Origin of the sequence: Kamptonema formosum PCC 10802 (genome assembly GCF_000332335.1) — a bacterium.
Classification (GTDB): Bacteria; Cyanobacteriota; Cyanobacteriia; order Cyanobacteriales; family Oscillatoriaceae; genus Oscillatoria.
This window is the reverse complement of the sequence record NZ_KB235948.1, coordinates 3,287,869-3,300,515: the sequence shown is the minus strand read 5'-3', so window position 1 is coordinate 3,300,515 and position 12,647 is coordinate 3,287,869. Positions and strand designations below refer to the sequence as shown.

Annotated in this window: 11 protein-coding genes; 6 read left to right on the top strand and 5 right to left on the bottom strand. The window is 55.5% G+C overall.

Translation table 11 applies throughout. The annotated features are described in order from the left end of the window. Positions 1 to 96: 96 nt before the first annotated feature. The 4 genes from OSC10802_RS40130 to OSC10802_RS0114100 all read right to left on the bottom strand — a co-directional run bounded on the left by OSC10802_RS40130 (position 97) and on the right by OSC10802_RS0114100 (position 1,885). Complete coding sequence (locus OSC10802_RS40130; RefSeq protein ID WP_017717416.1) at positions 97 to 408, bottom strand: helix-turn-helix domain-containing transcriptional regulator; 312 nt, start codon at positions 406 to 408, stop codon at positions 97 to 99. 4 nt (positions 409 to 412) lie between these two features. Then, positions 413 to 739, bottom strand: a complete 327-nt coding sequence (locus tag OSC10802_RS0114115) for a type II toxin-antitoxin system RelE/ParE family toxin (protein ID WP_017717415.1) — start codon at positions 737 to 739, stop codon at positions 413 to 415. A 331-nt stretch (positions 740 to 1,070) separates the two neighbouring features. Beyond that, complete coding sequence (locus OSC10802_RS0114110) at positions 1,071 to 1,403, bottom strand: hypothetical protein (RefSeq protein ID WP_369797119.1); 333 nt, start codon at positions 1,401 to 1,403, stop codon at positions 1,071 to 1,073. Between the two features lie 122 nt (positions 1,404 to 1,525). After that, positions 1,526 to 1,885 carry a hypothetical protein gene (locus tag OSC10802_RS0114100; protein WP_017717412.1) on the bottom strand — a complete coding sequence of 120 codons (360 nt, stop codon included), beginning with the start codon at positions 1,883 to 1,885 and terminating at the stop codon, positions 1,526 to 1,528. Between the two features lie 240 nt (positions 1,886 to 2,125). Here OSC10802_RS0114100 and OSC10802_RS0114095 point away from each other — a divergent pair, with 240 nt between their 5' ends. From OSC10802_RS0114095 to OSC10802_RS0114065, 4 genes are all read left to right on the top strand, one after another. After that, the gene (locus tag OSC10802_RS0114095; protein WP_017717411.1) at positions 2,126 to 4,147 is read left to right on the top strand and encodes a serine/threonine-protein kinase; all 2,022 of its coding nucleotides are present in this window, start codon (positions 2,126 to 2,128) and stop codon (positions 4,145 to 4,147) included. Between the two features lie 453 nt (positions 4,148 to 4,600). Next, positions 4,601 to 5,032, top strand: a complete 432-nt coding sequence (locus OSC10802_RS0114085; protein ID WP_017717409.1) for a hypothetical protein — start codon at positions 4,601 to 4,603, stop codon at positions 5,030 to 5,032. Positions 5,033 to 5,878: 846 nt separating this feature from the next. Further along, positions 5,879 to 7,708 (top strand): serine/threonine protein kinase, encoded by a 1,830-nt coding sequence (locus OSC10802_RS0114070; protein ID WP_026098467.1) that lies wholly within the window; start codon positions 5,879 to 5,881, stop codon positions 7,706 to 7,708. A gap of 617 nt (positions 7,709 to 8,325) precedes the next feature. Continuing rightward, positions 8,326 to 8,952 carry a hypothetical protein gene (locus tag OSC10802_RS0114065; protein ID WP_017717406.1) on the top strand — a complete coding sequence of 209 codons (627 nt, stop codon included), beginning with the start codon at positions 8,326 to 8,328 and terminating at the stop codon, positions 8,950 to 8,952. 312 nt (positions 8,953 to 9,264) lie between these two features. On the opposite strand, the gene OSC10802_RS0114060 is transcribed toward OSC10802_RS0114065, so the two are convergent. After that, the gene (locus OSC10802_RS0114060) at positions 9,265 to 10,467 is read right to left on the bottom strand and encodes a phosphoglycerate kinase (protein ID WP_026098466.1); all 1,203 of its coding nucleotides are present in this window, start codon (positions 10,465 to 10,467) and stop codon (positions 9,265 to 9,267) included. 171 nt (positions 10,468 to 10,638) lie between these two features. Between OSC10802_RS0114060 and OSC10802_RS0114055 the strand changes: the two genes are divergently transcribed. Together OSC10802_RS0114055 and ylqF are read left to right on the top strand one after the other, a co-directional pair. Beyond that, complete coding sequence (locus OSC10802_RS0114055; RefSeq protein ID WP_017717404.1) at positions 10,639 to 11,052, top strand: universal stress protein; 414 nt, start codon at positions 10,639 to 10,641, stop codon at positions 11,050 to 11,052. Positions 11,053 to 11,321: 269 nt separating this feature from the next. After that, positions 11,322 to 12,176, top strand: coding sequence for a ribosome biogenesis GTPase YlqF (ylqF, locus tag OSC10802_RS0114050; RefSeq protein ID WP_017717403.1), 855 nt, complete (start codon positions 11,322 to 11,324; stop codon positions 12,174 to 12,176). The last annotated feature ends 471 nt before the right edge of the window (positions 12,177 to 12,647 follow it).

Here is a 12,647-nt window from a genome sequence, read left to right as displayed (position 1 = left end):
TATACTCCCCACGCGCCCCTAGTGACATTAGAACTGCAGGAAGTGAGAAGTGCGAAAACCCCTCCACTCCCCCGCAAGATAGAGCGCCCACTTTCCCTACACCGGCTTATCTGAACTCACAGTAACAGTCAGCTTCAATCCCAGCTCATTCAGCCAAACTCCCAGCTTGTAAATCTCAGCACTCCCTCCCACCGAAAGGATATGCTCTAATTTCTCCAAGTGCAGTTTAGCTCGCTCCTTTGATATTTTCAATTCTCCCAGCGCCTCCGCTACATCCTGCAGTGCGTGTTTCAGCAATTCAGGTTCAGGGTCTTTTTCTTCTAATATAGCATCAAGGTAGCCGGCAGCATATTCCGGGTCTTTGAGACGCGCGATCAGAGATTCGTCGTAGCTCACACTTTTAGCCATTGTTTTAACTCCTATAATCTGCCCAGTATAACTTAGCCTGGGTAATGTCTCGGTCTTGAGTGCTTTTATCCCCGCCACAGAGGAGAAGCACAATGGTTGCCCCTGCTTGTCCAAAATATACTCGGTAGCCCGGTCCAGAATCAATCCTCAATTCAAAAACTCCTTCACCGACTGAACGACAGTCTCCCAAATTGCCGTCCTTGACTCGCCTGATCCTCGCATCAATCTTAACTTGTGCCTTCCTGTCCCGCAGGGAATCCAACCACTCTGAGAAAGGAATTCTGCCATCTGCTGTAACGTAACTGCGAATCTCCCTGGGTTGTGCTTCCATGATTTTATTCTAGCTGCAAGCCAATTATATTTCAAAGGCGGCGCTTTCTCTTGCAAAGGCCAATATCCTTCCCCCCACCGGCACTTCCGACACCCGCGCCTGCGCCCAAGATCCTCGGAAGCAGCAACCCTTACGCTACTATAAACTGTGGGGCTAAAGCCCAACTACAAACTTTGGGCTGAAGTAGGGGCGGGTTCACCCAAAATGTCTCTGCGAAGTTCAGATGTTAATAAACCCGCCCCTACGAACTTTGGACTAAAGCCCAACTACGAACTTTGGGCTAAAGCCCAACTACGAACCTTGGGCTAAAGCCCAACTACGAACCTTTAGTTCAGAGCGAACCGAAATAAAACGTATCCGTATTCGGGTCGAGGGCAAACCGGATTCTTTCCAGAAATCCCGTCAAACCGATAAAAGACGGAAAGTTACCCCACAATACCTCTGAATCTGGAACAAAAACAGTAGAGTCCACATCCAAATCCTCTCCTTCTTCGGCTTTTAACCTTATGTTCAGACGAACAACAAACCCGGACAGCCGCATCCCTCGAATCAACATCGTCTTTCTTTCCAGTGCCGAGGCGGGATCGACGCCAGCGTCTCTAGCAATTTTTGGCGCACAGATTACATAGGGCGCACCCGTATCCAGTACAGCCCGAGTCGGGATTCCTTCAATTTATATCCGAAATAAGATCCGATTCGTCGTTTCTGTTTCAGTCGCAGGCGCGTATTGGTAACCTAATGCGCCGGAAGCAAAAGTTTCCCCGTTGGCAAAAAAAAGCAGTGTCATTAGTAAATTGCAGTCACCAGTATGCCAGTATTTTTGATAGGGCCAACCTGCGCGAGAACTTCATCGTGGCTGTTCCCAACGGCCAACAGCTGGCCGTTCTTTATTGCCACCCATCGCCCCCGATATTCAGCTCGGTTCTGCTTTAGCCATTCGCGATCAGCCCGGAGTTCTGGATGTCCGCCTCGGTTCACAACTGTCACCTTCGGGGGAGCCAAAATGTGCGCGTACTTCTGGAGTTCCGCATGATCGGGGAAGTGCTGCAACCCTTCAGTCGCTATCTTCCAGGCTCCATTCCAATCCCCGCGCTCGAACTCGATGTCTGCTGCTTTGATGAATTCTTCAGGCGTGCTGTAGTTCATATCGATTTGCCATTGAAATTTGGGATAATAAACAGATTATATCACATTTTTTGAAAAGTGAAATAAGCCCGATTTCTGGTGTCACCCTCAGCACTGATAGTCAAGGGTGCCGGGCAGTAAACCCGGTTTCTGTCTCAGTTCTAAATCTTAAAAAATCCATACAAATCCCAGCCCGCCCCCACAACCCCTCCACAGATTTGCTATACCAAAAGTAAACCCTCCTGGGAGCGTCTGACGCCAATGAAGCCCGTCTATTGCAGCAAAGGACACGAAAACCCCACCGGCAACCGCTTTTGCCAGCAGTGCGGCGAACCGCTGCCGGTGCCCTCCCCCCCGGCGGGAGGGCGCTCTCCAGTTGCCGTCAGTGTCTCTCCGGGAACGCTCTTGGGCGAACGCTACCGCATTGTGCGCCAACTCGGACAGGGCGGCTTTGGGCGAGCCTACCTAGCAGAAGATATCAACCGTTTTGAGGAACGCTGCGTTCTCAAAGAATTCGCCCCCCAAGTGCGAGGCACCTACGCCCTGCAAAAAGGCAAAGAACTCTTTGAGCGGGAAGCCGGTGTTCTCTACAAACTGCAACACCGGCAAATCCCCCGCTTCCGAGAAATGTTTCGCGCCAATATCAACAGCGAGGGGCACCTGTTCTTGGTGCAGGACTTCGTGGAAGGGGAAACCTACCGCTCTCTTTCGGCAAACCGCCGGCTGAAAAATCTGCCCTTCAGCGAAGAGGAAGTAATTCAGCTGCTGCTGCAACTTCTGCCGGTGCTCGAATACATCCACTCTCTCGGCGTGATTCACCGAGATATCTCCCCAGACAACTTGATGCTGCGCACCTCCGACAGCCTGCCGGTGCTGATCGACTTCGGCGGCGTCAAGGAAATTGAAGTAGAGGTGGAGTCTGAATTCAGCGGTGCCGGCAATCCCCCCACTCCGGGAACGCGGGTGGGCAAAGCGGGATACGCCCCAGACGAGCAGATGCAAATCGGGTTAGTCTACCCGCACAGCGATTTGTACGCGCTGGCTGTCACCGCTTTAGTGCTGCTCACCGGCAAGCCGCCGCAAGAACTCAGAGACAGCCACGCCCTGACTTGGAACTGGCACCAGTATATCAGTCTCAGCCCAGCTTTCAGCGCTGTTCTCAATAGAATGCTGGCGCACCGCCCGGGCGATCGCTACCCGTCTGCCGGCGCGGCGCTCGCAGAGCTGCAAAATGTTGCGTCTCGCCATTCTGGCAGTCCGCCGGCTCCCGCTCTCGCCCCTGTCCCACCTCCGGCACCAACCTCTCAGCCGCCTGCCGGCACAACCCAAACGGCACAAGCGGTCTCACCGGCACCTCCCACAGCTGTACCCGCACCGCCGCAACCTCGCCGCCGGTCATCCCAGTGGGTGAACTTTCTGCTAATGTTCCTGATAATTGCCGGCATGGGTGGCGTCGGCTTGCTCGTCGGGAAAATGTGGCCCCCACACGGCGGAAATAGCCATGAGGAAATAAACGGAAAATTCTCACCTGAGGAGCGGCAGCGCAAAGAAGCCTTGCGAGAGCGCAGGCGATCGCTGGGTGTTGATTTCAACTTTTATGTCACCCTAGTGGATGATGTTTATTACGCCAAATACCCCGACCAGCGGGGACGCACCCTCAGCGATGACCCCGCAGACGCCGGCTGGCGGGAGCGGTGGGACAGCGCCGCCGCAGAGTCGCTCCAGAAGCTGGCGACTCTCAGCGCACCGGCACGCCAGAAATTGGGCAGCTACAGTAAAGAGGATATCGCCCGCCAGAAGCTGGAAATCAACAGGCTGCACCTGAGCAGCCGCTCTTTAAATGACCTAACAGACGCCCAGTTCTTCCGCCTTTTCCCAGAGTTCAAACAAGAAGAGAATTTGCTGGACCTGCCGGTCGGTCAGGTCTGGCAAGCGATCGCAGCCGAACGAGTCGAAGCCGTGAAAAGCGGAGCGGCGCTGGAGGTGATTAAATTTGCCCCGGGTGCCACCGGCACCTCTGTCAGAGGCAGGATCTCGCCCGGTGACGGGAAAGCTTATATTGCTGAGCTAGCCAAAGATCAATTGCTGCAGGTGAAGCTGGATGCCGGTGGGGCGATGCGCCTGTCGGTGTATCCCCCTAGCGGTAAAAAAGCGTCGCTGCTGGAAGATTCAAAACAGGTCAGCTGGTCAGGCCGGCTGCCTGAATCGGGTTACTACGAATTTGTGGTCGTCGCGGAAGACAGTGAGCCGGTTGCTTTCGAGCTCAGTGTTCAGGCGAAGTGATTTTGGGCACTGGGCACCTGGCATGAAGCACTGGGCATGAAGCATTGGGCGCTGGGCATTGGGCTCTGGGCATTGGGGGATGCCCGGATTTTGGATGCCCGGATTTTGAATTGGGGATTTTATAGCGGTTTTCATCGAAAGTGAGGTACTGAGAAACCCGGTTTCTTTAAGAAACCGGGTTTCTGGCATCTACTTCATCCAACTGAAAACCGCTATAGATTGGGGATTGATTGTTTTACCCCATGCGCGTCAGCCCCACGCCCCATGCCCCATGCCCTATCCTCAATGCCCCACGCCCCACGCCCATCGGGCCATGCCTCAGCACAGCGACCTCGGCCTCTGCGTAAAAATACGAACTCTGACACTTCCGCATTCTCACGGAGAACACTCAGCGAAATGTGAGCTAGCATTGTAAAATCTTGGTAAAATACGTATAAGCGGGGGGAGAAAGTTGTGCTAGTGCTGCGTGTCGAAGAATTAGAGCTTCAGGGGTTTGCCTTCCAGGCAGCATCCCAAATGGCGTTCAATAACACAATCTTTACAAAAGGTCAATCTTTTTCGCAACAAGACCGGCAAGAGGCGCTCGCAACTTGCAATAAATATCTCAGATCAGATATTCTGTGCCTGATTGTGGAAAGCGAGGGAAAGTTGACGCTGTGGCGCGAGAGCAAAGACTTGAACCTGCCGGAAAAACAACTCCCAATTCCCAGCGGCGCATCTGCCAAATATCAAAATCCCATTCTGCCGTTCCCAGCAGAATCTGAAGCTGAAAGGCAGGCCCGCAGAGCCAGTGTGAGAAACTCTGAAGGCGGTTACGCTCCGCCGCTTTCCTCACTGAACGGAAAGATTAAAAAATCTGCTGGGTCGTCTCTACAAGAGCTTTAATATCACGTCAGGTTGAACAGCCATAATATCTCTGCCATAGGGTATGGGGCATGGGGCATGGGGCATGGGCTGCTGAATTGTGGCAGTTCAACGCCATGAGATAAAAGAGTGTTTGTCAATAAAAGTGAAGAAGCCAGAAACGGGGGCAGTCTCCTTACCGGTAGCCGCTTAGGACATCAGTGGCCTCGGGATAAAAGGCGTAGGACAGGCGTCCCCCCTGTTTTACTGTCAGAAACTAAGTGAATACTGTTATAATTGTTAAGCCGGCAGGGAGCCATAAACCGGTAGAGAAACCGGGTTTCTTTCAAAAACCCGGTTTCTTGTGCCTTCATCTTTTCTTTATAACTCAGCTCTCAGGCGCGATTTATCGCCTCCCTGCGAGCGCGCTACCGCCGGCAGCCCCCCATGCCGGTGCCGCCCAAAAACTCTCACGAGCGGGGCTCTTGCGTGAAATTGCGGATGATATTCCGGGCGTTTTAATAAATCTTTACAAAAACAGGGGCCGGTCGAGCGACATTTCAAGCGCTCTGCCGACATAGGAATGTTATGCTCTTAATCTGCTTGTGTTAGTAAGGGGGCAGATCCTCGATAGCAGCGTTGAATGGCTGCGATAAGGGAGGTTCACTGCCGGCAAGGGAACGGGGCAGAGAGAGGAATAGAGCAAATTAAATGCAAAAATTCTTCGAGCGGGTTTCCCGCCCCTGCGCGCCGGCAATCCCCGCCGGCAAGGCTCCGCCCCGAGCTGCTGAGAATTTTGGATTCAGTGCCATAAGGGACAGAAATTTGGATTAGACTCGATCCGGTTCCCTTTTACGCACATTTCACGCCAGAGTCAGCTGAGTTGCCATGCCGCTACCCCTTCCCCTCGGGACTGTTTTGCAAAACCGCTACTATTTGATTGACCTTTTGGGTCAGGGGGAGTCGGGCCGCACCTATCTGGCCAAAGACCAAGAACGCTCGAACGCGCTGTGCGTTCTCAAGGAATTGAAGCCAAAGGGCGCGACCGGCTCCCCCGTGTCTGGCGAGCAATTGCGAGAGCGAGCCTCTCACCTCTACCGCATCGAACACCCGCAAATTCCCCAGTACCGCACGACGTTTGAGGAAGATGGACACCTGTTTTTAGTGCGGGACTACGTTGAGGGCACAAGCTATCGCAGTCTGCTTTCCCTGCGCACAGCAGCCGGCGGCGCTCTCTCGGAAGCAGAAGTGCTGCAATTGCTGCAAAAAGTGCTGCCGGTGCTGAACTTCCTCCACGAAATGGGGATCGCCCACGGAAATATCTTGCCAGAGAATATTATCTTGCCGGCACAGCACAGTGAAGGATCTAGGAGTCAGACGGGGCTGCCGGTGCTGATCGAACTCGCTGCAGAAAAGGAACTGGCGTCCTCCCAGACAGCCGCCGGCAAACCGCAACAGGACTTGCTTGCCCCTTCTGGCGCTGCCTCCCCCAACAGCGATCTCTATTCCCTAGCGCTGACAGCGATTGTCCTGCTCACCGGCAAAAACGCCGCTGATCTGACCGACAGCAGCGGAAAGGTTGGAGACTGGCAGCAAATAGCGCCGGTCAGTCCTAAATTTGCTGAGATTCTCAACCGGATGCTCAGTGACAGGACTTCCGCTGGCGATGTGCCGGCAAAACAAGCGCTCCCAGAGCAGCGGAGGCTGAAAGTCCCAACCCCCAAAGGCCGGCAGCCGGTTCTGAATCGCCCCAACTGGCCTATTTCTTGGGCGTTTGCAATCACCGCCGGTCTGGTTTTGGCGGTTGGCGCTGGCAGTTGGGGGGTGCTGAACCTAGTTTTCAATCCAGGAAAGCCGTCACCATTGGCAACCTCCAGTCGCCTAGGGCTCGCCCCTCCTGAGCCGGTGGATCTAGCGCCCAACCAAACAGCCGCCGTTGAGGGGAGTGTGAGAGCAAACGAAACCCGCACCTACAGCATTTCTGGGCTTTTCGGGCAGCAGTTAAGCGCTTCAGCTACCGGCACGGGGGTGTCGGTGACGGTACTCAACCCCAACTCGCAACCGATTAACGACCCAAAGGTGCCGGCGCAAAGCTGGAAAGGGGGGCTGTTCGCATCTGGAGATTACTCGATTCAGGTCCGCCCTGTCAAGGGAGTGAGCCAGAGCCAGTACAAACTGGAGATTAGCTTGAGCGAGTATTTCCCGCGAAAATTGTGTCAAGAGCCAGAGGGCGGTGGGGCTGGCACTTGGTATCCGGTTTTGGTGGAGTACAGCCCTGACACCCTGAAGCGGGTGCAGTCGGGGTACTGTCGCGACACCTTTATTGTGTTCGGGGGAGAGGCGAGCGAAACCTTTATCCAGGTTGCTTCTTTTGCCAATCGATTCCAGGCTCAGGCGTTCGCGGATTCAATCGCCGGCGCTGCCGGTCGCGCCAAAGTGGGCCCACCGGCAGCCGGCAGCCCCCGCCGCTCCTGCAGCAATCCCGATCCGGGTGGGGCAACAGCGCGGTATCCGGTTTTGGTTGAGTACAGCAAGGAGAAGTACGTTCAGATTCTGTCCTATTGCCCGAATGCCTCGGTCAGGCAGGGGGGGGAGGACAGGGCGTATATTGAGGTGGCTGCCTTTGCCAACCGGTCACTGGCGGTGGAGCTTGCCGCTTTCATCACCAAAGAAGTTGGCAGCGCCTCGGTTGGGGAAGCCACAACCGACCGTTTGTAGTTGGGCTAATGCCCAAAGTTTGCAGTTGGGCTAATGCCCAAAAGTTCCTAGGGGCGGGTTTATCCAAGAACTCTGCTGCTCAGTTCAGATGCTGGTAAACTCGCCCCTACTTTAGCCCTAGTAGGGGCGGGTTTATCCAAGAACTCTGCTGCTCAGTTCAGATGCTGGTAAACCCGCCCCTACTTTAGCCCTAGTTTGTAGTTGGGATAGTGCCCTACCGGCGGTCCGCTCCCTGGCGGCAGGCGCAATTGGCCCGCCACCGGCAGCCGCACAAGACGCGATGTATCCGGTTCCCATAACATTGCTGTAATATCATGTCCGGTTTATTAATCAAACTTTTTTTGCCCCTCGCCACCCCACCCCCCTCCCAGAAGCGGAGAGGGAAAGTAAGAAAAAGATTGGATTGTTTCTCGTCTCTCCCATGAGTGCCGGCGGTGAGGGGGTGAGTTTTTTTAATGACAATTTACCCGATATCCTATAAAAAGGGGATGCCGGTCAGACACTGGCAAAAGATGCCGGCGGCTCCGCTGAACTGTTAACCTGCAGTAGGGTTAAAGTGATGAGAGTCGCAGTGCGTCAGTTGAATGTGGTCAAGTCGTGGTTCAAAGGCAAGGTCGATGAGTGATAGTATAGCATTTTTGGCCGGAGCTGCCTTCACTGGGCTTGCGGCTCTTGTCTTGCTCAAGGGAGGATTGAATTTAGATCCATCTTATCTGCCCAATTCCGCGCTGCCCCCCGCGCCGCCGGCTCTGCCCTCTGCAAGTACGTCTTTGCCGCCGCCACCGGCTGCCACACCGGCTGCCACTGCCTGCAATCCGGAGCAGCGGCTGGATGTGGAGCGGCTGAAAGACCGGCTCGAAGATCAGCGCAATGATATGGCGCAGCTGAAAGATATCATGCAGAGCCAGCAGCGGCAGATTGAGGCTCTGACGGCGCAGCTGAAAGAAAATGCCCTCAGCGTCAAGAGCAACCCAGTGCCGGCACCTGCTCCCGCTCAGCAGCCGGCAAATCAAATGGTTTTGGGGATAGTTTGGGCGCTGGCCGGTATGGTGCTAACAATTATTGTTGGCATTATTCTGGCGGCGGTATTCGTTTTGATCTGGCAGCAGCAGCGCTCCCCCCGCACAGTGCAAGTGATTCAGCCCTTCAACTCCGGGCACCCGATGCCTCCGAAAGGGCGCTCTGAGTTTCTGCCCCCGCGCATTCGGGGGCGGCAAGTTGACCCGCCAGATTATCCTTATTAGCAATAATAAATTGCTGAGAAAATTCAAAGAAAGAACTGCTATGAAGTGAGGCTGCCGGTGAGAGCGCGGCTCTCAGTTGAGTGAATGGCGGCTGATAAACCCGCAAGGGGCGGTCTTTGTGGGTGGCACGCCCCTACAAGCGCCGGGGTTTCTCAATCCCTAAATAATATGAGTGTTTCTTAGCAACTTGTAGGGTGCGTTCCGCTCTGGGGAACGCACCCTACTTCTGGCAAGAATCAGCACGAACGGGTTTACAAAAGATATCCGCACAAGGCAGATAATATCTGGAACCAGGCTCCGGCTGTCACGGAATTAGGCTTCGTCGAGGGCGGCAATTCCAGGCAGGACTTTGCCTTCCAGCAGCTCCAAGCTCGCACCGCCGCCGGTGGAGATGTGGCTCATTTTGTCAGCTAAGCCCACCTTTTCCACAGCCGCCACGGAGTCGCCACCGCCGATGATGGTGGTGGTGCCCTTCGGGGTGAGATCCGCCAGGGTGCGGGCGATCGCTTCGGTGCCAACCGCAAACTTGTCGAACTCGAACACGCCCATCGGCCCGTTCCAGATTACGGCTTTGCAATCGGCCAGGGCTTCTTGGAACACCTTCACGGAGTCGGGGCCAATATCCAAGCCCATCCAGCCGTCGGGGATGCTTTCAATGCTCACAGTCTGAGCTTCGGCATCCGGCGCGAACTTGTCGGCAACGACGACATCGGTGGGCAAGAGGAATGCGACGCCCCGCTCTTTGGCTTTGGCTTCCAGGGTTTTGGCGAGTTCCAGCTTGTCCTCTTCGACGAGAGACTTGCCGACGCTCAGCCCGCGAGCTTTGTAGAAGGTGAAGATCATGCCGCCGCCAATCAGCAGCTTGTCGCACTTCTCCAGCAGGGTTTCAATGACGCCAATTTTGCTGGACACCTTGGAACCGCCGATGATGGCAGCCAGGGGGCGCTGGGGGTTCTCAATGGCAGCTTGCAGGTACTGCAGCTCTTTTTCGATCAGGTAGCCGGCGACGGAGGGCTTCAGGTAGTGGGTGACGCCTTCGGTGGAAGCGTGGGCGCGGTGAGCGGTGCCAAAGGCGTCGTTGACGTACAAGTCGGCAACGGAGGCCAGTTTTTGGGCGAATTCGGGGTCGTTCTTTTCTTCTTCTTTGTAGAAGCGGACGTTTTCCAGCAAGGCGACTTGGCCATCTTGCATGGCACCGACTTTACTGGCCACTTCCTCGCCGATGCAGTCGTCGCACTTGATGACTTCTTGGCCCAGCAATTCGGAAAGGCGCTTGGCCACCGGCGTCAGGCGCAGCTTGTCGTCTACGCCTTTGGGACGTCCGAAGTGGCTGCACAGGATGACTTTGGCTCCCTTGCCGGTTAAATCCTGGATAGTCGGCAGAGCCGCCCGGATGCGGGTATCATCGGTAATATTGCCGGCCTCGTCGAGCGGCACGTTGAAGTCGGCACGCACCAGCACGCGCTTGCCGGCCAAATCGGATGCCGACAAATTTGCTACAGTTTTCTTGGGCACGGATAAACCTCCTAATTGCGTCAAATCGTCTGATTTCCACCCAAACAGTGCGCTAACGGTCGCTCCCACTTCTGCCCTGATGCAAGGCCCAAACTGGACGGTGATAACGAAATCTACCGGGTGGTTCGCCGAGAACATTTTATCGAAGAGTGTGTCCTGGATAGGGGTGTTATGTTTAAGACTGTTCTTTTTCCGATAGATCAAAGCCGAGAGTCCCGCGAAGCCGCTGATACGGTTGTCAACGTGGTCAAAACCTATGGCAGCCGCCTGGTGCTGCTGTCTGTGGTGCAAGTGCCGGGGGCTGGGGAGGCAGCGCCGCCGGCGGAGCCGATGAGCTCCCCAGAAGCGATTGCGGAACTGCTCAAGAGCGCCCAAAAGATGTTTGCCCAGCAGGGGATAGAGGCCCAATCCATTGAGCGCGAAGGCAAGCCGGCGTTTACAATCTGTGATGTGGCGGACGAAATTGGCGCAGATTTAATTATCATGGGCTTCCGGGGAATGGGGCTGACTGAGGAAGGAGCCGCTGAAAGCGTTACCGTTCGGGTGATCAACCTGTCTCCGTGTCCAGTGCTGGTTGTCCCTTAGTCCTGTTTCTCGTTCCTCGGCTGTTATATTCTCGTTCCCAGGCTCCGCCTGGGAACGCCATTCCAGAGGCTCTGCCTCGTCTGCGTCGTTTAAGTGGGAACGCCATTGCCTCGTGCCTGGGGGAGGGGAGCCAGGGAGCCAGGAAACGAGGGGAACGAGGGGTTACGAGGGGTTACGAGGGGTTCGGGAGGCAGAGCCTCCCGCAGAGCATTCCCAGGCAGAGCCTGGGAACGAGGGAACGAGGGGAAAATCCAAAATTGGTGTTACCCATGACCATTCAGTGGTATCCAGGCCATATTGCTAAGGCTGAGAAGGCGCTCAAGGAACAGTTAAAACTCGTGGATGTGGTGCTGGAGGTCCGGGATGCCCGCATTCCTCTGGCCACGCACCACCCGCAAGTGCCCCAGTGGGTGGGCGGGAAAACTCGGGTGCTGGTGGTCAACCGGCTCGATATGATTTCCCCACCGGCACGCCAGCGCTGGGAGGAGTGGTTCCGGGCGCAGGGAGAAACGCCGTTTTTCACCAACGCACAAAACGGTCAAGGTGTCAAGGCGGTGGCGAAGGCGGCTCAAGCTGCCGGTGTGGCGGTGAACCGCAAGCGGAGCGAGCGGGGGATGTTGCCGAGGGCGGTGCGTGCGGTGGCGATTGGCTTTCCCAATGTGGGGAAATCGGCTCTGATTAACCGGCTGCTGAACCGGCGCGTCGTGGAGAGTGCGGCGCGTGCCGGTGTGACGCGCCAGTTGCGCTGGGTGCGGATTTCTGAGGAGATTGAGTTGCTGGATGCGCCGGGGGTGATTCCGGTGAAGATTGACAGTCAGGAAGATGCGATTAAGTTGGCGATTTGTGACGATATTGGCGAGGCGTCTTACGACAATTATTTGGTGGCTGCTGAGCTGGTGGATTTTCTGACTTATTTGGAGGCGACGAGTGAGGGGGTGGTGTCGCTAGATATGTTAAAGTCGCGCTATGAATTAGACGCGATCTCGATGACGGGTGAGGAGTACGTGCAGGGTGTGGCTCGCTTGAAATATCAGGGAGATGTGGAGCGGGCGTCGCGCCAGTTGCTGACTGATTTTCGCAAGGGTTTGCTGGGGGCGATTCCGCTGGAATTGCCGCCGGTGTGAGGGATTGAGGTTTGCTACTTTGTTAATTTCCAGGCGATTGGAAAGAAGCTGTTGGCGAATTAACGGGGGGTTAGACTATCAAGCTAGTTCGTCGGCGATTAGCCTAGTTCCTGGCGATTGGAAAGAAGCTGTTGGCGAATTCGTGAGGGGTTAGACCTCTGGCTAGTTGGCCAAGTTCCTGGCGATTGAAAATCGCGGCTATACAGACGAAGCCCGCCTACCCTGCGGGAAGGGCTTCGCCCAACGCGGGCTAAGAGTGGAGCGAGACTCTCACAATCTGCGCGGTTTTTCCTCCTGCAAGCTTGAGCTGGGAACGAGGAAACTTGGGGGTGGGGTCTTACCCTACATCAATTCGCCAACAGTCTCTTGGAAATCGCGGCTATACAGACGAAGCCCGCCTACCCTTCGGGAAGGGCTTCGCCCAACGCGGGCTAAGAGAAGAGCCAAGTTCCTGGCGATTGGAAAGAGACT